The organism is Pseudomonas sp. FSL W5-0299, from assembly GCF_005930655.1.
In the GTDB taxonomy this organism is placed as follows: domain Bacteria; phylum Pseudomonadota; class Gammaproteobacteria; order Pseudomonadales; family Pseudomonadaceae; genus Aquipseudomonas; species Aquipseudomonas mandelii.
Genome location: NZ_RXHX01000001.1, coordinates 213,566 through 239,431, shown reverse-complemented (window position 1 = coordinate 239,431; position 25,866 = coordinate 213,566). Strand labels below are relative to the sequence as shown.

The 25,866-nt window shown below is 60.1% G+C and carries 27 protein-coding genes and 2 pseudogenes; 18 read left to right on the top strand and 11 right to left on the bottom strand.

All coding sequences use genetic code 11. The features are described 5' to 3' along the window. Positions 1–11: 11 nt before the first annotated feature. The 10 genes from FHL16_RS01185 (at position 12) to FHL16_RS01140 (ending at position 7,011) form a co-directional block, all read left to right on the top strand. A complete protein-coding gene (locus FHL16_RS01185) occupies positions 12–698 on the top strand; it encodes a YggS family pyridoxal phosphate-dependent enzyme (RefSeq protein ID WP_077747225.1) in 687 nt (228 codons plus the stop codon). 34 nt (positions 699–732) lie between these two features. Continuing rightward, complete coding sequence (gene proC, locus FHL16_RS01180; protein WP_077747224.1) at positions 733–1,551, top strand: pyrroline-5-carboxylate reductase; 819 nt, start codon at positions 733–735, stop codon at positions 1,549–1,551. A 24-nt stretch (positions 1,552–1,575) separates the two neighbouring features. Next, positions 1,576–2,163, top strand: coding sequence for a YggT family protein (locus tag FHL16_RS01175; RefSeq protein ID WP_010466835.1), 588 nt, complete (start codon positions 1,576–1,578; stop codon positions 2,161–2,163). Further along, positions 2,163–2,459, top strand: coding sequence for a DUF167 domain-containing protein (locus tag FHL16_RS01170; RefSeq protein ID WP_008007416.1), 297 nt, complete (start codon positions 2,163–2,165; stop codon positions 2,457–2,459). Before FHL16_RS01175 ends, FHL16_RS01170 begins: the two co-directional genes overlap by 1 nt. A 182-nt stretch (positions 2,460–2,641) precedes the next feature. Then, positions 2,642–3,781, top strand: coding sequence for a homoserine O-succinyltransferase MetX (gene metX, locus FHL16_RS01165; protein WP_010466830.1), 1,140 nt, complete (start codon positions 2,642–2,644; stop codon positions 3,779–3,781). A 7-nt stretch (positions 3,782–3,788) separates the two neighbouring features. Further along, a complete protein-coding gene (gene metW, locus FHL16_RS01160) occupies positions 3,789–4,409 on the top strand; it encodes a methionine biosynthesis protein MetW (protein WP_010466828.1) in 621 nt (206 codons plus the stop codon). A gap of 26 nt (positions 4,410–4,435) precedes the next feature. After that, positions 4,436–4,870: a DUF4426 domain-containing protein gene (locus FHL16_RS01155; protein WP_077747223.1), complete on the top strand. Its 435-nt coding sequence runs from the start codon at positions 4,436–4,438 to the stop codon at positions 4,868–4,870. After that, positions 4,867–5,463, top strand: coding sequence for an RdgB/HAM1 family non-canonical purine NTP pyrophosphatase (rdgB, locus tag FHL16_RS01150; protein WP_077747222.1), 597 nt, complete (start codon positions 4,867–4,869; stop codon positions 5,461–5,463). The genes FHL16_RS01155 and rdgB overlap by 4 nt, the downstream gene beginning before the upstream one ends. Then, positions 5,460–6,665, top strand: a complete 1,206-nt coding sequence (gene hemW, locus FHL16_RS01145) for a radical SAM family heme chaperone HemW (RefSeq protein WP_010466823.1) — start codon at positions 5,460–5,462, stop codon at positions 6,663–6,665. The genes rdgB and hemW overlap by 4 nt, the downstream gene beginning before the upstream one ends. Before the next feature lie 22 nt (positions 6,666–6,687). After that, a complete protein-coding gene (locus FHL16_RS01140; RefSeq protein ID WP_010466821.1) occupies positions 6,688–7,011 on the top strand; it encodes a DUF3392 domain-containing protein in 324 nt (107 codons plus the stop codon). A gap of 135 nt (positions 7,012–7,146) precedes the next feature. Here FHL16_RS01140 and FHL16_RS01130 read toward each other — a convergent pair whose 3' ends face one another. From FHL16_RS01130 to FHL16_RS01105, 5 genes are all read right to left on the bottom strand, one after another. Continuing rightward, on the bottom strand, positions 7,147–7,938 hold the full coding sequence (locus FHL16_RS01130; protein WP_010466819.1) for a hypothetical protein: 792 nt from the start codon (positions 7,936–7,938) through the stop codon (positions 7,147–7,149). Positions 7,939–8,124: 186 nt separating this feature from the next. Further along, a complete protein-coding gene (gene trmB / locus FHL16_RS01120; RefSeq protein ID WP_010466817.1) occupies positions 8,125–8,850 on the bottom strand; it encodes a tRNA (guanosine(46)-N7)-methyltransferase TrmB in 726 nt (241 codons plus the stop codon). Positions 8,851–8,859: 9 nt separating this feature from the next. Next, positions 8,860–9,654: a thiazole synthase gene (locus FHL16_RS01115; protein ID WP_010466815.1), complete on the bottom strand. Its 795-nt coding sequence runs from the start codon at positions 9,652–9,654 to the stop codon at positions 8,860–8,862. A 60-nt stretch (positions 9,655–9,714) separates the two neighbouring features. Continuing rightward, entirely contained in the window at positions 9,715–9,915 is a 201-nt protein-coding gene (thiS, locus tag FHL16_RS01110; protein WP_007897898.1) for a sulfur carrier protein ThiS, read from the bottom strand. A 90-nt stretch (positions 9,916–10,005) separates the two neighbouring features. Continuing rightward, positions 10,006–10,377 carry a DUF423 domain-containing protein gene (locus tag FHL16_RS01105; RefSeq protein WP_010466813.1) on the bottom strand — a complete coding sequence of 124 codons (372 nt, stop codon included), beginning with the start codon at positions 10,375–10,377 and terminating at the stop codon, positions 10,006–10,008. Between the two features lie 74 nt (positions 10,378–10,451). On the opposite strand from FHL16_RS01105, the gene mtgA reads away from it, so the two are divergent. Then, a complete protein-coding gene (mtgA, locus tag FHL16_RS01100) occupies positions 10,452–11,174 on the top strand; it encodes a monofunctional biosynthetic peptidoglycan transglycosylase (protein WP_042932499.1) in 723 nt (240 codons plus the stop codon). A 200-nt stretch (positions 11,175–11,374) separates the two neighbouring features. Here the strand turns inward: mtgA and rpoH are convergent, their stop codons facing one another. The 4 genes from rpoH to ftsY all read right to left on the bottom strand — a co-directional run bounded on the left by rpoH (position 11,375) and on the right by ftsY (position 15,535). Next, complete coding sequence (rpoH, locus tag FHL16_RS01095) at positions 11,375–12,229, bottom strand: RNA polymerase sigma factor RpoH (RefSeq protein ID WP_007897890.1); 855 nt, start codon at positions 12,227–12,229, stop codon at positions 11,375–11,377. A gap of 113 nt (positions 12,230–12,342) precedes the next feature. Further along, complete coding sequence (gene ftsX / locus FHL16_RS01090) at positions 12,343–13,365, bottom strand: permease-like cell division protein FtsX (RefSeq protein ID WP_077747221.1); 1,023 nt, start codon at positions 13,363–13,365, stop codon at positions 12,343–12,345. After that, a complete protein-coding gene (gene ftsE / locus FHL16_RS01085; protein WP_010466809.1) occupies positions 13,362–14,033 on the bottom strand; it encodes a cell division ATP-binding protein FtsE in 672 nt (223 codons plus the stop codon). Before ftsE ends, ftsX begins: the two co-directional genes overlap by 4 nt. After that, positions 14,030–15,535 (bottom strand): signal recognition particle-docking protein FtsY, encoded by a 1,506-nt coding sequence (ftsY, locus tag FHL16_RS01080; RefSeq protein WP_077747220.1) that lies wholly within the window; start codon positions 15,533–15,535, stop codon positions 14,030–14,032. The genes ftsE and ftsY overlap by 4 nt, the downstream gene beginning before the upstream one ends. 342 nt (positions 15,536–15,877) lie before the next feature. Here ftsY and FHL16_RS01070 point away from each other — a divergent pair, with 342 nt between their 5' ends. The 7 genes and pseudogenes from FHL16_RS01070 (at position 15,878) to FHL16_RS01035 (ending at position 24,153) form a co-directional block, all read left to right on the top strand. Further along, on the top strand, positions 15,878–17,233 hold the full coding sequence (locus FHL16_RS01070) for a M16 family metallopeptidase (protein WP_010466807.1): 1,356 nt from the start codon (positions 15,878–15,880) through the stop codon (positions 17,231–17,233). Further along, positions 17,226–18,716 carry a M16 family metallopeptidase gene (locus tag FHL16_RS01065; protein WP_077747219.1) on the top strand — a complete coding sequence of 497 codons (1,491 nt, stop codon included), beginning with the start codon at positions 17,226–17,228 and terminating at the stop codon, positions 18,714–18,716. The genes FHL16_RS01070 and FHL16_RS01065 overlap by 8 nt, the downstream gene beginning before the upstream one ends. Then, positions 18,716–19,327 (top strand): 16S rRNA (guanine(966)-N(2))-methyltransferase RsmD, encoded by a 612-nt coding sequence (rsmD, locus tag FHL16_RS01060; protein WP_010466805.1) that lies wholly within the window; start codon positions 18,716–18,718, stop codon positions 19,325–19,327. The genes FHL16_RS01065 and rsmD overlap by 1 nt, the downstream gene beginning before the upstream one ends. Before the next feature lie 147 nt (positions 19,328–19,474). Then, positions 19,475–20,776: pseudogene (locus FHL16_RS01055) on the top strand (M16 family metallopeptidase); the annotation flags it as partial. A 33-nt stretch (positions 20,777–20,809) separates the two neighbouring features. Next, positions 20,810–22,156: pseudogene (locus FHL16_RS01050) on the top strand (M16 family metallopeptidase); the annotation flags it as partial. A 155-nt stretch (positions 22,157–22,311) separates the two neighbouring features. Beyond that, positions 22,312–23,310 carry a hydrolase gene (locus FHL16_RS01040; protein ID WP_077747218.1) on the top strand — a complete coding sequence of 333 codons (999 nt, stop codon included), beginning with the start codon at positions 22,312–22,314 and terminating at the stop codon, positions 23,308–23,310. Between the two features lie 3 nt (positions 23,311–23,313). Continuing rightward, positions 23,314–24,153: an AraC family transcriptional regulator gene (locus tag FHL16_RS01035; protein WP_077747217.1), complete on the top strand. Its 840-nt coding sequence runs from the start codon at positions 23,314–23,316 to the stop codon at positions 24,151–24,153. 119 nt (positions 24,154–24,272) lie between these two features. Here FHL16_RS01035 and FHL16_RS01030 read toward each other — a convergent pair whose 3' ends face one another. Beyond that, positions 24,273–25,127 carry a sulfurtransferase gene (locus FHL16_RS01030; RefSeq protein WP_077747216.1) on the bottom strand — a complete coding sequence of 285 codons (855 nt, stop codon included), beginning with the start codon at positions 25,125–25,127 and terminating at the stop codon, positions 24,273–24,275. A 33-nt stretch (positions 25,128–25,160) separates the two neighbouring features. Beyond that, on the bottom strand, positions 25,161–25,832 hold the full coding sequence (locus FHL16_RS01025; RefSeq protein WP_010466800.1) for a TetR/AcrR family transcriptional regulator: 672 nt from the start codon (positions 25,830–25,832) through the stop codon (positions 25,161–25,163). Positions 25,833–25,866: the final 34 nt, after the last annotated feature.

Here is a 25,866-nt window from a genome sequence, read left to right as displayed (position 1 = left end):
GCGCCTCTTTGATGTCCACGATAGCAGACAACATTCTTCAGGTTAGTTCGCGCATCCGCGCCGCCGCCCTTGCCGCCCACCGCGACGAGCACAGCGTTCAACTGCTGGCGGTGAGCAAGACCAAGCCTGCCGAGGCCGTGCGCGAGGCGTATGCCGCAGGCGTGAGCGATTTTGGCGAGAATTACTTGCAGGAAGCCTTGGGCAAACAGCTCGAATTGGCCGACCTGCCCTTGATCTGGCACTTCATCGGCCCCATTCAATCGAACAAGACTCGCGCTATCGCCGAGCACTTCGCCTGGGTGCATTCCGTGGATCGCTTGAAAATCGCACAACGCCTGTCCGAACAACGCCCTGCCGATCTGCCGCCCCTGAATATCTGTATACAGGTCAATGTCAGCGGTGAAGCCAGCAAATCCGGCTGCACCCCGGCCGACCTGCCGGCCCTGGCCAAGTCCATCAGCGAATTGCCGCGCATCAAGTTGCGAGGGTTGATGGCGATCCCTGAGCCGACTGAAGATCGCGCCGCCCAGGATGCCGCTTTTGCTGCCGTGCAACGCCTGCAAGCCAGCCTGAATTCGCCGCTAGACACACTTTCCATGGGCATGAGCCACGACCTCGAGTCGGCCATCGCCCAGGGTGCCACTTGGGTCCGCATCGGTACGGCCCTGTTTGGCGCCCGCGACTACGGTCAACCATGACAATGGCTGACGCCTCTCTTGATAAGGACCTGACATGAGCAAGACTCGTATTGCCTTTATCGGTGCCGGAAACATGGCCGCCAGCCTCATCGGTGGTCTTCGCGCCAAAGGCCTGGACGCCGCACAGATCCGCGCCAGCGATCCGGGCGCCGAAACCCGCGCCAAGGTGCAGGCTGAACATGGCGTTGAAGTATTCGCCGACAATGCCGATGCCATTCAAGACGCTGACGTGGTAGTGCTGGCGGTCAAGCCGCAGGCCATGAAAGCCGTGTGCGAAGCGATTCGCCCAAGCCTGAAACCGAATCAACTGGTGGTTTCGATTGCGGCCGGCATCACCTGCGCCAGCATGAACAACTGGCTCGGCGCCCAGCCGATCGTGCGCTGCATGCCCAACACCCCGGCGCTGCTGCGTCAGGGCGTAAGCGGTTTGTTTGCCACGGCCGAAGTAAACGCTGAGCAACGTCAGCAAGCCGAAGAGCTGTTGTCGGCCGTCGGCATTGCCCTGTGGCTGAACGAAGAGCAGCAACTGGACGCGGTCACCGCCGTTTCCGGCTCGGGTCCGGCGTACTTCTTCCTGCTGATCGAAGCCATGACCGCCGCTGGCGTGAAACTCGGCCTGCCAGCGGACATCGCCGCACAATTGACGGTACAAACCGCGTTGGGTGCCGCACACATGGCGGTTGCCAGTGATGTCGACGCTGCTGAATTACGCCGTCGCGTGACGTCCCCTGCGGGCACCACGGAAGCGGCAATCAAATCGTTCCAGGCCGGCGGCTTTGAAGCGCTGGTCGAAAAAGCACTCGGCGTCGCTGCGCACCGTTCGGCCGAGATGGCTGAGCAACTTGGCCGCTAATCAGCTCTTACAAAGGAATTAATGATGCTTGGACTCAATGACGCTGCCATTTTCATAATTAAAACCCTGGGCAGCCTGTACCTGCTGATCGTACTGATGCGCTTCATTCTGCAATTGGTCCGGGCGAACTTCTACAACCCGCTCTGCCAGTTCATCGTTAAGGCCACCCAACCGCTGCTCAAGCCGCTGCGCCGGGTCATCCCGAGCATGTTCGGGCTGGACATGTCGTCACTGGTATTGGCGCTGATCATTCAAATGCTGCTGATCGCGGTGATCCTGCTGCTCAAAGGCTTCATGGTCGACTGGCTGTTCCTGGTGCCATGGGCCCTGATCGCCCTCTTCTCTCTGTTCTTGAACATTATTTTCTGGGCGATGATCATCAGCGTGATTCTGTCCTGGGTCGCCCCAGGCAGCCACAACCCAGGTGCAGAACTGGTCGCGCAGATCACTGAACCAGTACTCGCCCCGTTCCGTCGGATCATTCCGAACCTGGGTGGCCTCGACATCTCGCCGATCTTCGCGTTTATCGTGATCCAGTTGCTGCAAAGCTGGCTGATCCCGCGCCTTGCGAACTTCGCCCTGATGCCGATGGGGCTGCTCGGCCTGATCTGATGAGCTACTTTCGCTGGGACGGTGACGATCTGATTCTGGAATGTCACCTGCAACCGGCAGCCCGCAGCGATGACTTCTGCGGGCTGCACGGGGATCGGCTGAAGATTCGCCTGACCGCACCGCCGGTCGAAGGCAAGGCCAACGCGTATCTGATGGCGTTTCTGGCCAAGGCGTTTGGGGTGTCCAAGAGTCAGGTCAGTTTGATCAGCGGGGAGTTGAACCGGCAGAAGCGGGTGAGGATCTGTTCGCCGAAGAAGCTGCCGGATTTGCCGGATCTGCTGCGTCCGGCAGGTTAACCGCGTCATCGTTCTGCGCGGGCAAGCCTCGCGCCTGCAAGATGACGCAATCCCTGTAGGAGCGAGGCTTGCCCGCGAATGCCGCGTCTCGGTCCAGCTGAATGAAATCAGGCCCGCCCTTTGCTTGCCGCTGACCCCACCGGTCTTTAGACTTACGCCTCATTTCAACGAGAGCAGGGTCGATGCCAACTGCCTTTCCCGCCGATTCTGTTGGTCTGGTGACGCCGCAAGTGGCGCACTTCAGTGAACCCCTGGCCCTGGCCTGTGGCCGTTCGCTCCCAGCTTATGACCTCATTTACGAAACCTACGGCACGCTGAACGCCACGGCGAGCAACGCCGTGCTGATCTGCCACGCCTTGTCGGGTCACCATCACGCTGCCGGCTTCCACAGCCCCGACGACCGCAAACCCGGTTGGTGGGACAGTTGCATCGGCCCCGGCAAGCCGATCGACACCAACAAATTCTTCGTGGTCAGCCTGAACAACCTCGGCGGCTGCAACGGCTCCACCGGCCCCAGCAGCATCAATCCGGAGACCGGCAAGCCGTTTGGCGCTGACTTCCCGGTCCTGACCGTGGAAGACTGGGTGCACAGCCAGGCGCGCCTGGCCGACCTGCTCGGCATTCGCCAATGGGCCGCCGTAATCGGCGGCAGCCTCGGCGGCATGCAGGCGATGCAGTGGAGCATCACCTACCCCGACCGCATTCGTCATTGTCTGGCCATCGCCTCGGCCCCCAAGTTGTCGGCGCAGAACATCGCCTTCAACGAAGTGGCGCGCCAGGCGATCCTCACCGACCCCGATTTCCACGGCGGTTCATTCCAGGAGGCCGGGGTGATCCCCAAGCGCGGTTTGATGCTGGCGCGGATGGTCGGGCACATCACCTACCTGTCGGATGACTCGATGGGCGAGAAATTCGGTCGTGGCCTCAAGAGCGAAAAGCTCAACTACGACTTCCACAGCGTCGAGTTCCAGGTTGAAAGCTACCTGCGTTATCAGGGCGAAGAGTTCTCCGGGCGTTTCGACGCTAACACGTACCTGCTGATGACCAAGGCGCTGGACTACTTCGACCCGGCAGCCAACTTCGACGATGACCTGGCGAAAACCTTCGCCAATGCCCAGGCCAAGTTCTGCGTGATGTCTTTCACCACCGACTGGCGCTTCTCCCCTGCCCGCTCGCGGGAACTGGTGAACGCACTGATGGCGGCCAAGAAGGACGTTTGCTACCTCGAGATCGACGCTCCGCAAGGCCACGACGCCTTCCTGATTCCGATCCCGCGTTACTTGCAGGCCTTCAGCAATTACATGAACCGCATTACGTTGTGAGAAAGCCATGAGAGCTGATCTGGAAATCATCCAGGAATGGATCCCCGCTGGCAGCCGCGTGCTCGACCTCGGTTGCGGCGACGGCGAACTGCTGACCTGGCTGCGCGATAACAAACAAGTGACGGGCTATGGCCTGGAAAACGATCCGGACAACATCGCCGAATGCGTGGCCAAGGGCATCAACGTGATCGAGCAGGACCTGGACAAGGGCCTCGGCAACTTCGCCAGCAACAGCTTCGACGTCGTGGTCATGACCCAGGCGCTGCAAGCCGTGCATTACCCGGACAGGATCCTCGACGAAATGCTGCGGGTCGGCCGCCAGTGCATCATCACCTTCCCCAACTTCGGTCACTGGCGCTGCCGCTGGTACCTGGCGAGCAAGGGCCGGATGCCGGTGTCGGAGTTTCTGCCATACACCTGGTACAACACGCCGAACATCCACTTCTGCACCTTCGAAGACTTTGAAGCGTTGTGTCGCGAACGTGAAGCCAAGGTCATTGATCGGCTGGCCGTGGATCAACAACACCGCCACGGGTGGGCCAGTAAGCTATGGCCTAATCTATTAGGTGAAATCGGTATTTACCGCGTCAGCAGCCCAGGGTTGCAGGATCACAAAATCGCGGTCTGAACCACGACATTCCAAGGAGAACGATCATGGGTCGTCTAGCGCTGTTTGTACTTACTGCCTGCCTGAGCGTCACGGCCATGGCCGCCGACGTCATCAAAGGTGATCGTCAGGAGAAGTTTGGTGATGTGACGGTGCATTACAACACCTTCAACTCGACCTTTCTGACCCCTGATATCGCTAAAGCCGCGGAGCTCACCCGTAGCAAGAATCAAGGCGTGATCAACGTTTCGGTAATCAAGGAAGGCAAACCCCAGATGGCTCAGGTCAGCGGGACGGTCAAAGACCTGACCAGCCAAAGTGTGCCGCTGAAATTCAAACAGATCACCGAACAGGGCGCGATCTACTACATCGCCCAGTTCCCGGTGGATCAGCAGGAAGTCCGCACCTTCGAGATCAAGGTGCAGAACGGCGATAAAATCAACACCATCAATTTCAACCAAGAGCTTTTCCCCGGCGAATGATGAACTTCACGCAACTCGTACTGGCCAGCCATAACGCCGGCAAACTCAAGGAACTCCAGGCCATGCTCGGCGAGTCGGTGCAACTGCGCTCGATCGGCGAGTTCAGCAGCGTCGAGCCTGAAGAAACCGGCCTGTCGTTCGTCGAGAATGCCATCCTCAAGGCCCGCAACGCCGCGCGCATCTCCGGTTTGCCGGCGCTGGCCGACGATTCCGGGCTAGCGGTGGATTTCCTTGGCGGTGCGCCGGGTATCTATTCGGCTCGTTACGCGGATGGCCAGGGTGATGCGGCGAACAACGCCAAACTGCTCGATGCGTTGAAGGATGTGCCGGAATCTGAGCGCGGCGCACAGTTCGTCTGCGTGCTGGCGCTGGTGCGACATGCCGACGATCCGCTGCCGATCCTCTGCGAAGGCCTGTGGCACGGGCGCATCTTGACGGCGGCCAGCGGTGAACACGGGTTTGGCTACGACCCGCTGTTCTGGGTGCCGTCGCGCGATTGCTCCAGCGCCGAGCTGAGCCCGAGCGAGAAGAACCTCATCAGCCACCGCGCCCGTGCAATGGATCTGCTGCGCCAGCGTCTAGGCCTGATATGACCCACGACTCATCCGCGTCACCGCTGATTTTCGGCGGTGCCGCCCCCTCGCCTCGGGCCGCGCTCCCCGTGCTGCCGCCCCTTGCGTTGTACATCCACATTCCGTGGTGTGTGCGCAAATGCCCTTATTGCGACTTCAACTCCCACACTGCCAGCCCGGTGCTGCCGGAAGAAGAGTACGTCGACGCGTTGCTGGCCGACCTCGATCAGGACCTGCATGCGGTTTACGGTCGTGAGCTGAGCTCGATTTTCTTCGGTGGCGGCACGCCGAGCCTGTTCAGCGCCGAAGCCCTGGGTCGTTTGCTCAAAGGCGTCGAGCAGCGGATTGCGTTCGCCAGCGACATCGAAATCACCCTGGAAGCCAATCCGGGAACGTTCGAGCAAGAGAAATTCGTCGCCTACCGCGCGCTGGGCATCAATCGCCTGTCGATCGGTATCCAGAGTTTCCAGGAAGAAAAGCTCAAGGCCTTGGGGCGGATTCACAACGGTGACGAAGCGGTGCGAGCCGCCGGCATGGCGCGTCAGGCCGGGTTCGATAACTTCAATCTGGACTTGATGCACGGCTTGCCGGATCAGTCGCTGGACGATGCGTTGAGCGACCTGCGCCAGGCCATCGCCCTGAAGCCGACACATTTGTCCTGGTATCAACTGACGCTGGAGCCGAACACGGTGTTCTGGAACCAGCCGCCGACGCTGCCGGAAGACGACACGCTGTGGGACATTCAGGAAGCCGGTCAGGCGCTGCTTGCCGAACACGGTTACGCGCAATACGAAGTCTCGGCTTATGCTCAGCCTGGTCGCCCGGCGCGGCATAACCTCAATTACTGGAGTTTCGGCGACTTCATCGGCATCGGCGCCGGTGCCCACGGCAAGCTGAGCCATCCGGACGGGCGCATCGTGCGCACCTGGAAAACGCGCCTGCCGAAGGATTACCTGAACCCGGCGAAAAGCTTCAAGGCCGGCGAGAAAGCGCTGACCAATGACGAGCTGCCGTTCGACTTCCTGATGAACGCCCTGCGCCTGACGGAAGGCGTGGAATCGCGCCTGTATTCGGAGCGCACCGGACTGCCGCTGGAAAGCCTCGCCGAAGGCCGGCGGGAAGCCGAACAAAGCGGCCTGTTGCAGGTCGAACCGTCACGTCTGGCGGCGACTGATCGCGGACAGCTGTTTCTCAATGACTTGCTGCAAACATTTCTGAGCTGATTTCAGCCTTAGGGGAAAACGAATGGATTTGATACTCGACCTGCTCGCCACCGTCTCCCGCTGGAGCCGCAGCAACCTGTCGGAAATCTCTCTGGCGCTGGTGGGCTGTCTGCTGGTGTTGTTTGGCGCCGATATCAAAGGCTGGGTCGACCAACGCCTGGGCAGCATCGCCGGCGCCTTGCGCGTCCCGCTGATGGCATTGGTGTGCATGGTCGGCAGCGGCGTCGCGTTGATCTACGCCACCCCGTGGATCATCAAAGGCCTGAGCCAGTTCAACAACTACAGCCTGGCGCCGGTGTTGTTGGTGGTGCTGGTACTGATCGGCGTCGTCGCCGACCGCCGCTGACCTTTGACTACACCCAAAACAACTGTGGGAGCGAGCCTGCTCGCGATGACGTCATAACATTCAACATCTTCGTTGACTGTCAGACCGCCATCGCTGGCAAGCCCGCTCCCACATTTTTTGTATTGCGAATGCCCTTTATGGCTTGCCCACGGACTTGGCTTCGCTTCGGATCCTGGCACTGATCCCCATAAAGTCGTGGCAGCCCAGCGCTTCGGCCTTGTCCAGATACACAACATTCTGACGGTCGAGCCTGCCACTCTCATTGACTCGGCTCATTGCCAGAATGTAATTGGCCTCGGCCCGGTACTGATCTTCGGTCAGCATCAATGCGACAGCACGCGCCTGCAAGGACCCTATCACTCGTTCTTTTGACAAGCCTGGCTGCAAGTCCTGAAAGCACAGGGCGCGCTTGGCCGGCATCGGATAAAAATCAGCAAAAATATCTGGCTCCTGAAGCAGCTCCTCAAGCGTCTGCAGATATTTCAAGTGTCCGGCATCGCGTCGATCAGACTTCATCGAGTCCTGATCGCACCGATGGAAGTAGGCGACGGCTGCCGCCAAAAAGCCTTGATCCATGGCTTTTTCATAAAGCTCACAGGTTTCCCTGCGCTGTTGTTCGGTAGGGCCCGGTTTGCTCAGGGTATTAGCCAGCAAATAGCTCGCGATGGGATGCCCACCGTCAGACGCCATCTTCAAATTGTATTTGAAGGCCTCCAGATCACCTTCCATGTTGCCTATTTGCTCGGGCTTGTTCTTGAAATCCAGCTCCCCGCTTGCTTCCAGCCTGACCAACTCATCCGCGTTACGTTTGATTTGATCAGCTGCATCCTGGGCACGTTGAAAGTAGTCGTCGATCGTCAGCGTCTGTCCGTGAGCCATTGAAGGCAGGGCGATGAACAACAGGATGCAGACGAGGATGAATTTCAAAACCTTGTCTTCCTTTACAATTGGGGGCATAGAGCTTTCGGCGGCCAGACGCCGATCTTGAACACGGCATAAAGCAAATGTGGGAGCGAGCCTGCTCGCGAAGGCGTCGTCACATTCAACATTATCGTTGACTGTCAGATCGCTTTCGCGAGCAGGCTCGCTCCCACAGTTTGTAGTGCGTAGGGCTCAGGACTGTTTTTCGAACTTCAGGTCCCAAACGCCATGCCCAAGACGTTCGCCGCGGCGTTCGAACTTGGTGATCGGGCGTTCAGCCGGGCGCGGAACGCATTTGCCGTCTTCGGCCAGGTTGCGATAACCCGGGGCGACGTTCATCACTTCCAGCATGTACTCGGCGTAGGGTTCCCAGTCGGTGGCCATGTGCAGAATGCCACCGACCTTCAACTTGCTGCGCACCAACTCAGCGAACGACGCCTGAACGATACGGCGTTTGTGGTGACGGCTCTTGTGCCATGGATCCGGGAAAAACAGCATCAGGCGATCGAGGCTGTTGTCGGCCACGCAACGGTTGAGCACTTCGATTGCATCGCAATCGTAGACCCGCAGGTTGGTCAGGCCCTGCGTCAGAACGCCATTGAGCAGCGCGCCGACACCCGGACGGTGCACTTCCACGCCAATGAAATCCTGTTCTGGCGAGGCCGCGGCCATTTCCAGCAGCGAATGGCCCATGCCGAAACCGATTTCCAGCGAGCGCGGCGCCGAGCGACCGAACACTTGGTCGAAGTCTACCGGTGCGTCGGCCAATGGCAGCACGAACAGCGGCGTGCCCTGGTCCAGACCGCGTTGCTGGCCTTCGGTCATGCGCCCGGCGCGCATCACGAAACTCTTGATGCGGCGGTGTTGGCGCTCGTCGCCTTCTTCCGTCTGGATTGGCGTGTCGTTTGATTCAGTCATCAATGGCTCTTACTTGATCAGACCATCCAGCGGCGAGGAGGCGCTGGCATAGAGTTTTTTCGGCATGCGACCGGCGAGGTAGGCCAGGCGGCCCGCGACGATGGCGTGTTTCATGGCTTCAGCCATCATGATCGGCTGCTGGGCGTGGGCGATGGCCGAGTTCATCAGCACGGCTTCGCAACCCAGTTCCATGGCGATGGTGGCGTCGGAAGCGGTACCGACACCGGCATCCACCAGCACGGGAATCTTGGCTTCTTCGAGGATGATCTGCAGGTTGTACGGGTTGCAGATCCCCAGGCCCGAACCGATCAGACCGGCGAGCGGCATGACCGCGATGCAGCCGATTTCCGCCAATTGACGGGCGATGATCGGGTCATCGCTGGTATAGACCATCACGTCGAAGCCTTCCTTGACCAGCGTTTCGGCGGCCTTGAGGGTTTCGATCACGTTGGGGAACAGGGTTTTCTGGTCGGCCAGCACTTCCAGCTTCACCAGATTGTGCCCATCGAGCAGCTCACGGGCCAGGCGGCAGGTGCGCACGGCTTCGATGGCGTCGTAGCAGCCCGCGGTGTTCGGCAGGAAGGTGTAGCGATCCGGCGACAGCACTTCGAGCAGGTTCGGCTCGCCTTCGATCTGGCCCAGATTGGTACGGCGCACGGCGAAGGTGACGATCTCGGCACCCGAAGCTTCGATGGCCAGGCGGGTTTCTTCCATGTCGCGGTACTTGCCGGTGCCTACCAGCAAACGCGACTGGTAAGTACGACCGGCCAGGACGAAGGGCTTGTCGCTACGAACGATGCTCATGGGAAATCCTCTGTAGGGGTGAGGTTCTTGCAGAATTCTGTGCCCTTGCGGGCCGGGCGACTAGCCGCCGCCGATGGCGTGGACCACTTCGACGGAATCGCCATCATTGAGCGTGGTTTCTGCATGCTGGCTGCGCGGGACGATATCCAGATTGAGTTCGACCGCCACCCGGCGTCCGGTCAGCTCCAGACGGGTCAGCAGGGCCGCAACGGTTTCACCGTCGGGCAGTTCAAGGGATTCGCCGTTCAACTGAATGCGCATACCGAATGCCGCCATCATTTTTAGGGGCTGGCATTCTAGCCCGATCAGTCTTGGCGACCCAAGCCATTCGTCATGAAATGGACTGCCCGGTCAGCTCAACCGCCAGGCGGCAAGCCCCAGGCAGAACCAGCCGACCAGGAATGCCAGGCCGCCGAAGGGGGTGACGATCCCCAGCTTGCTGACGCCGGTCAGGGTCAGCAAGTACAGGCTGCCGGAAAACAGCAGGATGCCGATGGCAAACGAGGCGCCGGCCCAAGTGATCAAGCGTCCCGGAATCTGCGTGGCCAGCAGCGCCACACCCAGCAACGCCAGGGTGTGCACCAGTTGGTAGGTGACGCCGGTATGGAAAATCGCCAGGTACTCGGGAGTCAGACGGTTTTTCAGGCCGTGGGCGGCGAACGCGCCAAGGGCAACGCCGGTGAAGCCGAAGAAAGCGGCCAGCATCAGAAAGCCACGCAGCATGAAGAACTCCAGTCAGACTCGATCCACAGGGTCTGTATAATGGCCCGCTCAACGGGTTCGGCCAAGTCATCTCTATGCTGCGTTTATTTTTAAGACGATTTACCAAGGCCGTGCTCTGGTTCGCGGCCGGCAGCGTGCTGCTGGTGCTGATCTTTCGCGTGGTCCCGCCACCGGGAACGGCATTGATGGTCGAGCGCAAGGTCGAATCCTGGTTCGACGGCGAGCCCATTGACTTGCAGCGCACCTGGAAGCCCTGGGATGAAATCTCTGACGACCTGAAAGTCGCGGTGATCGCGGGCGAGGATCAGAAATTCCCGGAGCACTGGGGTTTTGACTTTGGTGCGATCCAGAAAGCCCTGGCCCATAACGAGCTCGGTGGTTCGATTCGCGGTGCCAGCACTCTGAGCCAGCAAGTCTCGAAGAATCTGTTTTTGTGGTCCGGCCGCAGTTGGCTGCGTAAAGGCCTGGAGGCGTGGTTCACCGGGTTGATCGAGGTGCTCTGGCCCAAGCAGCGGATTCTTGAGGTGTACCTGAACAGCGTCGAGTGGGATGACGGGGTGTTTGGCGCGGAAGCGGCGGCCCGGCATCACTTTGGTGTGAGCGCTAAAGGTCTTAGTCGCCAGCAATCGAGCTTGCTCGCGGCGGTGCTGCCAAACCCGCGGGTGTGGAGTGCAAGCCATCCGACCAACTATGTTGCGCGTCGGGCCGGGTGGATTCGGCAGCAGATGAGCCAGTTGGGTGGCGATAGCTATCTGGTTGGCATTAATGATTCACGCCGGGCACCTTGGTCCCAATAACGAGTCCGAGACGACGCAAATCACCCGTAGGAGCGAGGCTTGCCCGCGAAGGCGGTATGTCAGCCAACCCCTTCATCGACTGATACACCGCCTTCGTGAGCAAGGCTCGCTCCTACAGGAGGCGGCTTGTTACTAGTAGGCACACACAAAAACGCCCCGATCATCACTGATCGGGGCGTTTTTTATTGCCGCTTCGCAGGTCAGGCGGCGATCGACAACTTGAGCTTGTTCATCGCGCTCTTCTCAAGCTGACGAATACGCTCGGCCGACACGTTGTACTTCTGCGCCAGGTCATGCAGCGTGGCTTTCTCTTCCGCCAGCCAGCGCTGGTAGAGGATGTCACGGCTGCGGTCGTCCAGCACTTCGAGCGCTTCGTGCAGGTTGTGATTGGAGTTGTCGCTCCAGTCGGCATCTTCCAGTTGACGCGCCGGGTCGTACCGGTGGTCTTCCAGGTAGTTGGCCGGCGACTGGAAAGCGCTGTCGTCGTCCGCTTCCGCGGCCGGGTCGAAGGCCATGTCATGGCCGGTCAGGCGACTTTCCATCTCGCGCACTTCCCGCGGCTCTACGCCGAGGCTTTCCGCCACACGGTGGACTTCCTCGTTGTTCAGCCACGCCAGACGTTTCTTCTGGCTGCGCAGGTTGAAGAACAGCTTGCGCTGGGCCTTGGTGGTCGCGACTTTCACAATGCGCCAGTTGCGCAGGATGAACTCGTGAATTTCCGCCTTGATCCAGTGCACTGCGAACGAAACCAGACGCACACCCATTTCCGGGTTGAAGCGCTTCACCGCCTTCATCAGACCGACGTTACCTTCCTGGATCAGGTCAGCCTGAGCCAGGCCGTAGCCGGAATAGCTACGGGCGATATGTACAACAAAACGCAGGTGGGCGAGCACCATCTGCCGAGCCGCCCCCAAATCCTGCTCATAATAGAGACTCTCGGCCAGTTCACGCTCCTGCTCCGGAGTCAGCAATGGAATGCTGTTCACGGTGTGCACATAGGCCTCCAGGTTCGCACCCGGGACCAGAGCATATGCAGGTTGCAAAGAATTGGTCATACGAAAAAACCTCCGACTTACATAACTCGTGCAGTTCAGCACTGCGAAAATTGACCGGAAACCGAAAGACAAGTTCCCATAAACGCTGAAAGGTCAATACGAGCAAAATGATACTACTTAGGCGCAAGCTCCCTCAGGTGGCGTGCGACTGCAATCCATGCACCGATATACCCCAACAGCACCGCGCCAAGCAAGAGAGACAGACCGTCGGCAACTGGCACTCCGGCCAGCGCAAAATCACTGCCATACAAACCGGCCAGCCCGACAACTGCGTCGTTCAGCCAATCAAGGCCAAACGCCAATACACCCCAGGAAAGAATCCCCGCACCGAAGCCATAAAGCGCACCCATGTACAGAAAGGGCCTGCGCACATAGCTGTCCGTGCCGCCGACGAGTTTAATCACTTCTATCTCTGTGCGGCGGTTTTCAATATGAAGACGAATGGTATTGCCTATCACCAAAAGTAATGCAGAAACCAGAAGCACGGTCAGACCGAAGACAAAACGGTCACCCAGCTTGAGGATCGCTGCCAGACGCTCGACCCAGACTAGATCAAGTTGAGCCTGTTGTACCTTGGGCAGCTCGGAAAGTTTTTGTCGTAATGCTTCAAGCGCGGGCTTGTCGACTTCGTTCGGGGTCACCAGCACCACGCCTGGCAGTGGGTTTTCCGGCAGTTCCTTAAGCGCCTCGCCCAAGCCGGACTGCTGCTGGAACTCTTCCAGCGCCTGATCTCGGCCGATATATTCAGCATCGGCTACGCCAGGCATGCCTTTGATCTGCTCGCGCAACGACTCGCCTTCAGCCGGGCTGGCCTCGAGTTGCAGGTACAGGGAAATCTGCGCCGCTCGCTGCCAGGAACCGCCGAGACGCTCGACGTTACTCAGCAAAAGTGACAGGCCCATCGGCAAGCTCAGGGCGACCGCCATCACCATGCAGGTGAAAAAGCTGCCGATTGGCTGTTTACCCAACCGACGCAAGCTGTCCAGCAGACTGGCGCGATGGCTTTCAACCCAGGCACGAAACAACGTGGCGAAATCCGGGCCGTCGTCATCGTTGCGCTTTTTCTTCTGCGGTTGCAGATCGGCGGCTTTCGGCGCCACGCGCTCGGAAACCTTGGGGCTGCGTGTCGCACTCATACGCCCGCCTCCCCGTCGCCGATCAATCGGCCGCGTTGCAGGGTCAGCATCCGATGACGCATGCGGGCGATCAAGGCCAGGTCGTGACTAGCGATCAGCACGCTGGTGCCCAGGCGGTTGATGTCTTCGAACACGCCCATGATCTCGGCCGCCAGACGCGGATCGAGGTTACCGGTGGGTTCGTCCGCCAGCAGCAAGGCCGGACGGTGGACGATGGCGCGAGCGATGCCGACGCGCTGTTGCTGCCCGGTGGACAGGTCGCCGGGGTACAGATCGGTTTTATCCGACAGCGCGACACGCTCAAGCGCCGAATCCACACGTTTGACGATCTCGGCTTTGGACAGCCCAAGAATCTGTAACGGCAGAGCGACGTTGTTGAACACCGTGCGATCAAATAGCAGTTGGTGGTTCTGGAACACCACGCCAATCTGCCGGCGCAAGTACGGAATCTGCGCATTGCTGATGGTGGCGAGGTCCTGGCCGGCCAGCAGCAATTTGCCGGTGGTCGGACGTTCCATCGCCAGCAGCAGCCGCAACAAGGTGCTTTTACCGGCGCCGGAATGGCCGGTTACAAACAAGAATTCGCCCCGACGGACTCGAAAGCTCAGCTCATGCAAGCCGACGTGACCGTTCGGGTAGCGTTTACCGACCTGTTCGAAACGAATCATGAACGCTCCCGCTCGGCAAACAGTGCCTGGACAAAGGGTTCTGCTTCAAAAGTACGCAAGTCATCGATGCCTTCACCGACGCCGATGTAGCGAATCGGCAAACCAAATTGCTTGGCCAGGGCGAAAATCACCCCGCCCTTGGCGGTGCCATCGAGCTTGGTCAGCGCCAGGCCGGTCAGTTCGACGGTCTGGTTGAATTGCTTGGCTTGGCTGATTGCGTTCTGGCCAGTACCGGCGTCGAGCACCAAGAGCACTTCGTGCGGCGCGTCAGCGTCGAGTTTGCTGATAACCCGGCGAACCTTTTTCAGCTCTTCCATCAAATTGTCTTTGGTGTGCAGGCGACCGGCGGTGTCGGCGATCAGCACATCAATGCCACGGGCCTTGGCGGCCTGTACGGCGTCGAAGATAACCGAAGCGGAGTCGGCACCGGTGTGCTGGGCGATGACCGGGATCTTGTTGCGCTCGCCCCAGACCTGCAATTGCTCAACGGCGGCGGCGCGGAAGGTGTCACCGGCCGCGAGCATGACTTTCTTGCCTTCGAGTTGCAGCTTCTTCGCCAGTTTGCCAATGGTGGTGGTTTTGCCGGCACCGTTGACGCCGACCACCAGAATCACGAAAGGCTTGTTCTGCGAGGTGATTTTCAGCGGCTGCTCGACAGGCTTGAGCATCGCGGCGAGTTCAGCCTGCAGGGATTTGTACAGCGCGTCGGCATCGGCCAGCTCCTTGCGCGCAACCTTTTGGGTCAGGCGCTGGATGATGACCGAGGTCGCCTCGACCCCGACGTCGGCGGTCAGCAGACGGGTTTCGATGTCTTCGAGCAGTTCGTCATCGATGATTTTCTTGCCCAGGAACAGGCTGGCCATGCCTTCGCCAATGCTGGCGCTGGTCTTGGACAGGCCTTGCTTGAGGCGGGCGAAGAAACCGGCTTTGGTTTCTTCGCTACGCGGCGGCTCGGCCGGGACTTCGGCGGGAACTGCGGGCGCGGCGACTACCGGAGCAATGACAGGAGCAGGCGCAGGCGCAGGTGCTTCAACCACAGGAGCGACGAACGCAGGAATCACAGACTCTGGAACAACCGGCTCAGGCTCAGTCACGATAACCGGCGCGACAACCGGCTCAACCACCGGCACCTGAACGGGCTCGGGGGCAAACGCGGTCGGTGCAGGAATCGTCGGCGTCACATGCGGCGCCAGCTCATCTTCGACCAAGGCCACCGGCTCTTCCGCCACTGGCAACGTCAGCCACGGCTCTGGAGCGGGTGCCAGAGGATGCTCGGCAATGACTTCGGGTTCAGCCTCGGCGACCGGCTGCAGCACCGGCTCGGCCATCGGCAAGACAACCGGCACCGGTGCTTCTTCTATTACCGGCGCGGGTGTTGGCTCAGGAATTGGCTGTGGCTGTTCGACGACGGGTTCCTGCGGCTTTTTGCGCAGCCATCCGAACAGGCTTTTCTTCTCGCCAGCCGCAGCTGGGGTCTTCTTGTCGTCGTTGGAACCAAACATGGAGGACGGCTATCTCACGGTAGCGACGCGCCAAAGGGCGCCCCGGCAAATAAATATTCGATGCAGAACAGACTGCGATTGACCCAGCTTGTTCACGCGCAACATTTTGTCGAGGTGCAAACAGCACCTCAAAGGTTGACTAATACGAAGGACTGGTACGGCATCTTCTGCGAAAACGCAGAGTTTAGCTGACAAAACCAAGGTTCCGCAGGTAACCCATGCAACCGTCCGGCCGATCAAAGGCCTGATAGACGTGGCCGCCAGTAAAACGGACCAGTATCCTAGCACCCTCTCGCCCGCCGACGCTAAGCCAAGCGGGCAGCTCAACAGGTTTAAAAACGAATGAATGCTTTAGCCCGCCGCGCTGCAGGCCTGCTGCTCAGCACAGTTTGTCTGCCCCTCTCGGCCCTGGCTGCCGATCCACAACCCACCCACGAATTCACTCTGGATAACGGCCTGAAGGTCGTTGTGCGCGAAGACCATCGTGCGCCCGTGGTGGTTTCCCAAGTCTGGTACAAGGTCGGCTCGAGTTACGAGACGCCGGGCCAGACCGGTTTGTCCCACGCCCTCGAACACATGATGTTCAAGGGCAGCGAGAAAGTCGGCCCCGGCGAAGCGTCGCTGATCCTGCGCGACCTCGGTGCCGAAGAGAACGCGTTCACCAGCGATGACTTCACCGCGTATTACCAAGTGCTGGCCCGCGACCGCCTGGGCGTGGCCTTCGAGCTGGAAGCCGACCGCATGGCCACCCTGCGCCTGCCGGCCGACGAGTTCGCCCGCGAGATCGAAGTCATCAAGGAAGAACGTCGCCTGCGCACCGACGATAAACCTATGTCCAAGGCCTACGAACGCTTCAAGGCCATGGCTTTCCCGGCCAGCGGTTACCACACGCCGACCATCGGCTGGATGGCTGACCTGGACCGCATGAAAGTCGAAGAGCTGCGCCACTGGTACCAATCCTGGTACGTGCCGAACAACGCCACGCTGGTGGTGGTCGGCGACGTGACCCCGGACGAAGTCAAAACCCTGGCCCAGCGCTATTTCGGCCCGATCGCCAAACGCGATGTGCCAGCGGCGAAAATCCCGCTGGAACTGGCCGAGCCTGGCGAACGCCAGATCACCCTTCACGTACAGACCCAGTTGCCGAGCCTGATGCTGGGCTTCAACGTGCCGAGCATCGCCACCGCCGAAGACAAGCGCTCGGTGAATGCCTTGCGCCTGATCTCGGCCCTGCTCGACGGCGGCTACAGCGGACGCATCCCGACGCAACTGGAGCGCGGCGAAGAACTGGTGTCCGGTGGTTCGTCGAGTTACGACGCTTACACTCGCGGCGACAGTCTGTTTACCCTGTCGGCCACGCCGAACACCCAGAAAAAGAAAACCATGGCCCAGGTCGAAGCGGGCCTGTGGAAGCTGCTCGATCAGCTGAAAACCACTGCGCCGTCCGCCGAAGAACTGGAACGCGTCCGCGCCCAGGTCATCGCCGGCCTGGTCTACGAGCGTGATTCGATCACCAGTCAGGCCACCTCCATCGGCCAATTGGAAACCGTCGGCCTGTCCTGGAAACTCATGGACACCGAACTCGCCGACCTGGAAAGCGTGACACCGCAAGACATCCAGAAAGCCGCCAAGCTGTATTTCACCCGCGAACGTCTCAGCGTCGCCCATGTACTGCCACTGGAGACGACTCATGAGTGAGCGTAAAAAATCCCGTCTGGTCCTGATCGGACTGATCGCTGTCGCCCTGATCGGCTCTGCTGCGTTCTATTTGTCGAAAAGCGAAGACTCCACGGCCAGCGAAGCCCTCGACAAGGCCAAGTCCAGCCAGAAACTGCAATCGCTGAGTGAACTCGACGGCAAGGCGCCGAGCCACCGTTCGCTCGACGTACAGACCTGGAACACCGCCGAGGGCGCCAAGGTGATGTTCGTCGAAGCCCGCGAGCTGCCGATGTTCGACCTGCGCCTGATTTTCGCCGCCGGCAGCAGCCAGGACGGCAACGCGCCCGGTCTGGCACTGCTGACCAACGCGATGCTCAACGAAGGTGTGGCCGGAAAAGATGTCGGCGCCATCGCTCAAGGCTTCGAAGGCCTGGGCGCAGACTTTGGCAACGGCGCCTTTAAAGACATGGCACTGGCATCCCTGCGCAGCCTCAGCGCCGCAGACAAGCGCGAACCGGCGCTGAAACTGTTCTCCGACGTCGTCGGCAAACCAACCTTCCCTGCCGACTCCTTTGCGCGCATCAAGAACCAGATGCTTGCCGGTTTCGAATACCAGAAGCAGAACCCGGGCAAACTGGCGAGCCTGGAGCTGATGAACCGCTTGTACGGCGATCACCCCTACGCGCATTCCAGCGATGGCACGGCGAAAACCGTCCCGGCGATTACCGTGGCGCAACTCAAGGCGTTCCACGAGAAAGCCTACGCGGCCGGCAACGTGGTGATTGCGCTGGTGGGTGATTTGTCCCGCGCAGAAGCCGAGGCGATTGCCGCGCAAGTCTCCAGCGCGTTGCCGAAAGGCCCGGCACTGGCGAAAATTGCGCAGCCTGAAGAACCGAAAGCCAGCATCGGCCACATCGAGTTCCCGTCCAAGCAGACCAACCTGATGCTTGCGCAACTGGGCATCGACCGTGACGATCCGGACTACGCCGCACTGTCCCTGGGCAACCAGATCCTCGGCGGCGGTGGTTTCGGCACCCGATTGATGAGTGAAGTGCGCGAGAAACGTGGCCTGGCCTACGGCGTCTATTCGGGCTTCACCCCGATGCAGGCACGCGGCCCGTTCATGATCAACTTGCAAACCCGCGCCGAGATGAGTGAAGGCACGTTGAAACTGGTGCAGGACGTGCTCGCCGACTACCTTAAAACCGGCCCGACCCAGAAAGAACTCGACGACGCCAAGCGTGAACTGGCCGGCAGCTTCCCGCTGTCCACGGCCAGCAACGCCGACATCGTCGGCCAGCTCGGCGCCATGGGTTTCTACAACCTGCCGCTGAGTTATCTGAATGACTTCATGCGTGAGTCGCAGAGCCTGACTGTCGAACAGGTCAAAGCCGCACTGAACAAACACTTGAGCACGGACAAAATGGTCATCGTCAGCGCTGGCCCGACCGTGCCGCAAAAGCCGTTACCGGCCCCAACTGATAAACCTGCCGAGCAGCCGCTCGGGGTTCCGGAGCATTGATGGCCACTCGTCCTAAGAAACCTGTTCACAACGTCCACAACGGCGTGAACCAATTGCGCATCATCGGCGGCGAATGGGGCAGCCGGAAGCTGAGCTTCCCCGACGCCCCGGGCCTGCGCCCAACCCCGGACCGGGTGCGTGAAACCCTGTTCAACTGGCTCGCGCCTTACATCGCGGGCGCCAAGGTACTTGATCCATTCGCCGGCAGCGGCGCGTTGTTCCTTGAGGCGCTGTCCCGTGGCGCGGCGATGGGCCAGGCACTGGACGCCAGCAACATCGCGGTCTCAAGCATCAAGGAACATCTGGGCACCCTGCGCTGCACCACCGGCCAGATTCAGACGGCCGATGCCTTGCGCTATCTGGAGACCCAGACCGCGACCGCCTACGACGTGGTGTTCCTCGACCCACCGTTCAATCAGAACCTGTTGCCGGCCGTTTGCACGCTGCTGGAAGAGCGCCAATGGCTGGCGGACGATGCGTGGGTGTACACCGAAAGCGAAACAGCACCCTCGACGCTCGGCCTGCCGGCCAACTGGCGCCTGCACCGTGAGCAGAAATCCGGGCGCGTCTACTATTCGTTGTGGCAGCGAAGCACTGAAATATCTTCTTAAAAGAGTAACCTGGACAGGTGAACCGCCTGTCCAGGGTGCCCTCCCGTTTTTTCAAACTGCAACATAACCAGTTTGCTTAGCTCTTTTCCTTTCGTTCACTGTGAACCTGCGAAACAACTCGCATGGACGCAAAGGACTGTTAACGGAATGAAAGCATCAGCTAACGAGACAACTTCCAGTTCAACTACCGAGTTCACACTCGACAATGGCCTCAAGGTCATCGTGCGCGAGGATCATCGGGCACCGGTGGTAGCTTCCCAGGTCTGGTACAAGGTCGGCGCCAGCTACGAGCCTCCGGGTCAGACCGGCTTGTCCCACGCTCTGGAACACATGATGTTCATGGGCAGCAAAAAAGTCGGCCCAGGCAAAATCTTGCCGCTCCTGCGCCAGCTCGGTATCCAATTCAACGCCTTCACCAGCAACGACTCCACCGCGTACTACCAGACGCTGGCTCGAGATCGTCTGAGCGTGGCCTTCGAACTGGAAGCGGACCGCATGGCCAATCTGCTCCTGCCGGTCGACGAGTTCGTCCGGGAGATTGAAGTCATTAAAGAAGAACGTCGCCTGACCACTGATGACAAACCAATGGACAATGCCTACGAACGCTTCAAAGCGATGGCCTACCCGTCCAGCGGTTATCACACGCCGACCATCGGCTGGATGGCGGACCTCGACCGGATGAAGATCGAAGAGCTGCGCCACTGGTATCAATCCTGGTATGCGCCGAACAACGCCACGCTGGTGGTGGTCGGCGACGTGACCCCGCACGAAGTCAAAGCCCAGGCCCAGCGCTACTTCGGCGCGATCGCCAGACGCGATGTGCCGGCCGCGAAAAGACCGCTGGAACTGGCCAAGCCCGGCCAACGCCAAATCACTCTGCACGTGAAGACCCCACTGCCCAGCTTGATGCTGGCCTTCAACGTGCCGAGCATCGCCACCGCCGAAGACAAACGCTCAGTGAATGCCTTGCGTATGATTTCCGCCCTGCTCGGCAACGGCCACAGCTCACGCATCCCAATGCAACTGCAACGCGTTGAAGAGCTGGTGTCCGACGGTTCGTCGAGTTATAGCGCTTACACCCGGGGTGACAGCCTGTTCCTCCTGTCGGCAACACCCAACAGCCGTAAAAACAAAACCATCGCCCAGGCCGAAGCCGGTTTGTGGAGGCTGCTCGAGCAGCTGAAAATCACTGCGCCGTCCACTGAAGAACTGGGACGCGTACGCGCGCAGGTCATCGCCGGGCTGGTTTACGAGCGCGACTCAATCACCCGCCAGGCCACCGCTATCGGTCGACTGGAAACCTTCGGCCTGTCGTGGAAACTGATGGACACCGAACTGGCCGAACTGGAAAGCGTAACGCCAGAAGACATCCAGAAAGCCGCCAAGCTGTATTTCACCCGCGAGCGGCTCAGCGTCGCCCATGTACTGCCGATGGAGGTGAACAAAGAGGATGGGGATGAGTCCGGCGCCGGCAAAGTACCAGACAAGGAAAACTCCGACCAAGGGCTGCAATCGCTGGCTGAGCTCGACGGTCAGGCGCCAAGTCCCCGCACGCTTGATATTCAGGCTTGGAATACTGCCGAAGGCGCCAAAGTGTTGTTCGCCGAAGCCCGAGGGTTACCGATGTTCGACATGCGCCTGACCTTCGCAGCCGGCAGCAGCCAGGATGGAGGCACTCCGGGTCTGGCCATGCTGACAAACTTGATGCTCAACGAAGGTGTCGCCGGCAGGGATGCCAACGCTATTGCCCAAGATTTCGAAAGCCTGGGCGCACAGTATGCCCCCAGCACTGGTCTGGATACGGCGCAGGTATCCCTGCGCTGCCTCAGCGCCAAGGATAAACGCGATCCGGCATTGACACTCTTCGCCGAAGTCGCAGGCAAGCCGACCTTCCCTGGCGATTCGTATGCCCGCCTTCGCAATCAGACCCTCGCCGCTTTCGTAGATAAGCAGCATGACCCGAGCAAACTGGCGAGCCTTGAGTTGATGAACCGTCTGTATGGCGATCATCCTTACGCGCACGCCAGCGATGGCATGGCGCAAGCCATTCAGTCCGTCACCCCGACACAGCTGCGCGCGTTCCACGAAAAAACCTACGCGGCCGGCAACGTGGTGATCGCGTTGGTGGGCGACTTGTCCCGTGCCGAAGCTGAAGCCATTGCCGCGCAGGTATCCGCTACCCTGCCCCAAGGCCCGGCCCTGGCGAAAATCCCGCAACCGATCGAACCCAACGCCAGCATCAGCCACATCGAATTCCCATCGAAACAGACCATTCTGATGCTCGCGCAACTGGGCATCGACCGTGACAATCCAGACTACGCGGCACTGTCCATGGGCAATCAGATCCTTGGCGGCGGCTTTGGCACTCGACTGATGAGCGAAGTGCGCGAGAAACGTGGCCTGACTTACGGCGTGGTTTCGACCTTCACCCCGATGCAGGCGCGCGGTCCGTTCATGATCAAGTTGCAGACCCGCTCCGAAATGAGCGAAGGCACTCTGAAACTGGTACAGGACGTGCTCGCCGACTACCTTAAAACCGGCCCGACCGAAAAAGAACTTGATGATGCCAAGCGCGAGTTGGCTGGCAGCTTCCCGCAGTCCACTGCCAGCAACGCACAAATCGTCTCGAAACTGGCGTCCATCGGCTTTTATAACCTGCCGTTGAATCACTTGGACGACTTCATGCAGCAGTCCCAGCGCCTAACCGTAGAGCAAGTCAAAAGCGCATTGAACAAACACCTGAGCATGGACAAATTAGTCATCATCAGCACAGGACCGACCGTCCCGCAAAAGCCATTGCCGGAGCCTACTGGCAAACCTTCCAGGTAATCGCTCAAACTGTCAGGAAACCTGCACCGCATCGGAAAGCAGAAATCCGGGCAGGTGTATTACGCGTTGTGGCAACGTATGGCAGAGATCGCCGGTTAACCGACCGGCCTGAAAAAGGTGCGCACCGGTTGCGCACCGCTGCATCGAGAGCAATCGTGTCCTTTCCGTCAGAACGCTTCACCCCCGCCTTCGGCCTCGGCAACCCGCACCTGCAAACCTTGTGGGGACCGCTGTGGCGCAAAACCACGCACATCGAACGCGAGCGCGAACGCTTGTGGCTTGAGGATGGCGACTTTCTCGATATGGACTGGCACGGCCCGCACACTGCCGATGCGCCGCTGGTGCTGGTGCTGCACGGGCTGACCGGCTCTTCGAATTCGCCCTACGTGGCCGGTGTGCAAAAGGCGTTCGCTGCCCAGGGCTGGGCCAGCGTCGCGTTGAACTGGCGCGGTTGCTCCGGCGAGCCGAATCTGTTGCCACGCAGCTACCATTCCGGTGCCAGTGAAGACCTGGCCGAAGCCATCAGGCACCTGCGGGCCAAGCGCCCTCTCGCACCGCTGTATGCGGTCGGCTATTCCCTGGGCGGCAATGTCTTGCTCAAGCATTTGGGCGAGACCGGCAGTGACAGCGGCGTGTCAGGCGCGGTGGCGGTGTCGGTGCCGTTTCGTCTCGATCAATGCGCTGATCGCATCGGGCAAGGTTTCTCGAAGGTCTATCAGGCGCATTTCATGCGCGAGATGGTGGCCTACATCAAAAACAAGCAGCGCCAGTTTCAACATGACGGGCGCGAGGATGGACTGGCGGCGTTGGCGGCACTGGGCTCGCTGGAGAACATGCGCACCTTCTGGGATTTCGACGGCCGGGTCACGGCGCCGCTGAACGGTTTCGTCGATGCCGAGGATTACTATCGCCGCGCTTCGAGCCGGTATTTCCTTGGAGAAATTCGCACACCGACCCTGATTATTCAGGCGGCCGACGACCCCTTCGTGTTCCCCCATAGCCTGCCGCAGGCGATGGAGCTGTCCGCCTCCACTCAATTCGAGTTGCAAGCCAAGGGTGGGCATGTCGGTTTTGTCGATGGCTCGTTCCGCCAGCCAGGTTATTACCTGGAACGCCGCATTCCGCAGTGGCTGAGCGCCGTGGGTCGCGGGTAAGCCATGGATGCCGACCAAGGCGAGTCGATCCGATTCTGGCAAACGGCGCCATTGGCCGGCGTCGAGTTATTGTCCGCGCGCTACATCGAACATCGCTTCGCGCCCCACGTGCATGACGGTTATGTGATCGGCATGATCATGGCCGGCGCCCAGCGCTACCGCTATCGCGGCGCCGAGCACCTGGCCGGCAGCGGCACGCTGGTGTTGATCAATCCTGATGAACTGCACACCGGCCACAAAGGGACCGAGGATGGCTGGTTGTACCGGGCGTTTTATCCGGACAGCGGGCAGATTCTCTCGCTGCTGGACGAACTTGAGCTGCCGACCAACAACCTGCCGGGGTTTGGCGCGACGTTGTATCGCGACCCGGACCTGGTGAAGGGTTTCTGCCAACTGCATCGCTTGCTGGAAAGTCCGTCCACCGCCTTGCAACAGCAAATGGTCTGGCGCGAGATGATGCTGTTGCTACTACAACGTCACGCCGCCGTGCCGATCGCCGGCAAACCCGGCAAGGAGCACCGGGCAGTCACGCTGGCCAAGGATGTGCTGCATGCACAATTGGCGGCGCCGCCTTCGCTGGAAGAACTGGCGGCACTGGTCAACCTTTCACCGTTCCACTTCGCCCGGGTCTTTCGCCGCGCCACGGGCATGCCGCCGCATACCTGGCTGATGCAGCAACGCATCGCGCAGGCAAGGGCGCTGTTACAGAACGGATGTTTGCCGCTGGAGGTCGCGATGCAATTGGGGTTTGCCGACCAGAGTCATCTGAGTCGGCAGTTCAAGCAGGTTTACGGGGTTGGGCCGGGGGCGTATCGCAGCGCCCGGCAATTATCAGGAAGTTGAGCTCGACACAGGTCCAAAAGTGGGAGCGAGCCTGCTCGCGATAGCGGCGGGTCAGTCAGCAATGATGTTGACTGACCCGCCGCTATCGCGAGCAGGCTCGCTCCTACAGGGGATCAGTGTTATTCGCCGATGGCGATGCCGTGCGCAGGATCGTTGATCCACTCGCTCCACGACCCGGCATACAACGAGCCCAACGGATAACCCGCCAGGCACAGCGCGAACAGGTTATGGCACGCCGTCACGCCGGATCCGCAATACGCCACCAGATCGGTCGGCGCACGATCGCCGAGTTTCGCGGCAAAGCGCTGCTTGAGCTGATCGGCCGGCAGGAAACGTCCGTCACTGCCCAGGTTCTCGGTGAAGGCTGCGCATTGCGCACCGGGGATGTGCCCGGCAACCGGGTCGATCGGTTCGACTTCGCCCTTGAAACGCGGCAAGGCGCGAGCATCGAGCAAGGTCAGCATGGGTTGGCCGAGACGTTTTTGAAGCTGTTCGGCGCTCAAGATCAGCGCGTCGTCCGGCGTCCCGGTAAAGGTGCCGCGCGGGGTGTCGCACGCATCCAGGCTCAGCGGCAACCCGGCGGCGTGCCAGGCCTTGAGCCCGCCATCGAGAATAAACACGCCGTCACGCTTGCCCAGCCAGACCAGCAACCACCAGGCCCGCGCCGCGTAGGCACCGGGGCCGTCATCGTACAAAACCACTTCGCTGTCGGCGTTGATGCCCCAGGCTTGCAGACGCTCGATCAACTCTTCAGGCTCAGGCAACGGATGGCGCCCGGTCACACCCTTGACCACTGTCCCGCTCAAATCACGCTCAAGATCGGCAAAACTCGACCCGGCGATATGCCCTTCGGCATAACTACGCTGGCCGTAATCCGGGTCTTCGAGGGCAAAACGACAATCCAGAATCACCAGCCCAGGTGCATCCTTTTTCAGGTCCAACGCTTGCGGGCTGATCAGTTGCGCAATGGGCATAACGGGCTCCTGTGATTAAGTCGGTCTTGAATCCTACTGCACTTCTTCCAGCGCCTGGGCCAGTGGCACGTAAAACTCTTCGTACAGCGCGTTGACTGCGTCGCGAGACTGTTCCGTGACGAAACCGGCCTCAAGCACCAGCACCTGATACACCCCACGTTTAATCGCCTGCTCACTCAAGTGATTGGAGTTTTCCCGCGTGGTGCACAGAAAACGCACCCAGGACGTCAGGATGATCCAGGCATTGAGCGTCAGGGATTCGATCTGGACTTTGTCCATTTTCAGGATGCCGGCGTCGACGAAGGCGGCGTAGATGTGGGTGCCATGGATCAGGCAGCGCTGGGAGAAACGCCGATAACGGGCAGCCAGTTCGGGATCGCTGTCTAGCAAATGCTCAAGATCGCGATGCAAAAACCGATAGCGCCACATCGCCGCCAGCAGTTCCTGAAGGTAGAAGCGTTTGTCTTCCACCGTGGACGCTCGGCCCTGGGGCGGGCGCAGGAAGCTGTCCACCAGGCTTTCGTACTCACTGAACAGCACGGCGATGATCGCCTGCTTGTTGGGGAAGTGGTAGTACAGGTTGCCCGGAGAAATCTCCATGTGGGCAGCAATGTGGTTGGTGCTGATGCTGCGCTCGCCCTGTTGATTAAACAGCTCCAGGCTGTTCTGCACGATGCGCTCGCTGGTTTTGATCCGAGGGGCCATGGCTTGAGCTTTAATTCAGAGTGCGTTGGCAGGC

Excerpts from the sequence above, each read along its gene's own strand:
- FHL16_RS01030 (WP_077747216.1), bottom strand. The coding sequence starts at position 25,127 with ATGCCCATTGCGCAACTGATCAGCCCGCAAGCGTTGGACCTGAAAAAG.
- FHL16_RS01025 (WP_010466800.1), bottom strand. The coding sequence starts at position 25,832 with ATGGCCCCTCGGATCAAAACCAGCGAGCGCATCGTGCAGAACAGCCTG.
- ftsX (WP_077747221.1), bottom strand. The coding sequence starts at position 13,365 with ATGAGTGCGACACGCAGCCCCAAGGTTTCCGAGCGCGTGGCGCCGAAA.
- thiS (WP_007897898.1), bottom strand. The coding sequence starts at position 9,915 with ATGCGCATTCAGTTGAACGGCGAATCCCTTGAACTGCCCGACGGTGAA.
- FHL16_RS01035 (WP_077747217.1), top strand. The coding sequence starts at position 23,314 with ATGGATGCCGACCAAGGCGAGTCGATCCGATTCTGGCAAACGGCGCCA.
- rsmD (WP_010466805.1), top strand. The coding sequence starts at position 18,716 with ATGGCCACTCGTCCTAAGAAACCTGTTCACAACGTCCACAACGGCGTG.
- metX (WP_010466830.1), top strand. The coding sequence starts at position 2,642 with ATGCCAACTGCCTTTCCCGCCGATTCTGTTGGTCTGGTGACGCCGCAA.
- FHL16_RS01065 (WP_077747219.1), top strand. The coding sequence starts at position 17,226 with ATGAGTGAGCGTAAAAAATCCCGTCTGGTCCTGATCGGACTGATCGCT.
- FHL16_RS01175 (WP_010466835.1), top strand. The coding sequence starts at position 1,576 with ATGCTTGGACTCAATGACGCTGCCATTTTCATAATTAAAACCCTGGGC.
- rdgB (WP_077747222.1), top strand. The coding sequence starts at position 4,867 with ATGATGAACTTCACGCAACTCGTACTGGCCAGCCATAACGCCGGCAAA.
- FHL16_RS01140 (WP_010466821.1), top strand. The coding sequence starts at position 6,688 with ATGGATTTGATACTCGACCTGCTCGCCACCGTCTCCCGCTGGAGCCGC.
- mtgA (WP_042932499.1), top strand. The coding sequence starts at position 10,452 with ATGCTGCGTTTATTTTTAAGACGATTTACCAAGGCCGTGCTCTGGTTC.
- rpoH (WP_007897890.1), bottom strand. The coding sequence starts at position 12,229 with ATGACCAATTCTTTGCAACCTGCATATGCTCTGGTCCCGGGTGCGAAC.
- FHL16_RS01105 (WP_010466813.1), bottom strand. The coding sequence starts at position 10,377 with ATGCTGCGTGGCTTTCTGATGCTGGCCGCTTTCTTCGGCTTCACCGGC.
- FHL16_RS01170 (WP_008007416.1), top strand. The coding sequence starts at position 2,163 with ATGAGCTACTTTCGCTGGGACGGTGACGATCTGATTCTGGAATGTCAC.
- FHL16_RS01115 (WP_010466815.1), bottom strand. The coding sequence starts at position 9,654 with ATGAGCATCGTTCGTAGCGACAAGCCCTTCGTCCTGGCCGGTCGTACT.
- metW (WP_010466828.1), top strand. The coding sequence starts at position 3,789 with ATGAGAGCTGATCTGGAAATCATCCAGGAATGGATCCCCGCTGGCAGC.
- ftsY (WP_077747220.1), bottom strand. The coding sequence starts at position 15,535 with ATGTTTGGTTCCAACGACGACAAGAAGACCCCAGCTGCGGCTGGCGAG.
- FHL16_RS01185 (WP_077747225.1), top strand. The coding sequence starts at position 12 with ATGTCCACGATAGCAGACAACATTCTTCAGGTTAGTTCGCGCATCCGC.
- hemW (WP_010466823.1), top strand. The coding sequence starts at position 5,460 with ATGACCCACGACTCATCCGCGTCACCGCTGATTTTCGGCGGTGCCGCC.
- FHL16_RS01070 (WP_010466807.1), top strand. The coding sequence starts at position 15,878 with ATGAATGCTTTAGCCCGCCGCGCTGCAGGCCTGCTGCTCAGCACAGTT.
- trmB (WP_010466817.1), bottom strand. The coding sequence starts at position 8,850 with ATGACTGAATCAAACGACACGCCAATCCAGACGGAAGAAGGCGACGAG.
- ftsE (WP_010466809.1), bottom strand. The coding sequence starts at position 14,033 with ATGATTCGTTTCGAACAGGTCGGTAAACGCTACCCGAACGGTCACGTC.
- proC (WP_077747224.1), top strand. The coding sequence starts at position 733 with ATGAGCAAGACTCGTATTGCCTTTATCGGTGCCGGAAACATGGCCGCC.
- FHL16_RS01155 (WP_077747223.1), top strand. The coding sequence starts at position 4,436 with ATGGGTCGTCTAGCGCTGTTTGTACTTACTGCCTGCCTGAGCGTCACG.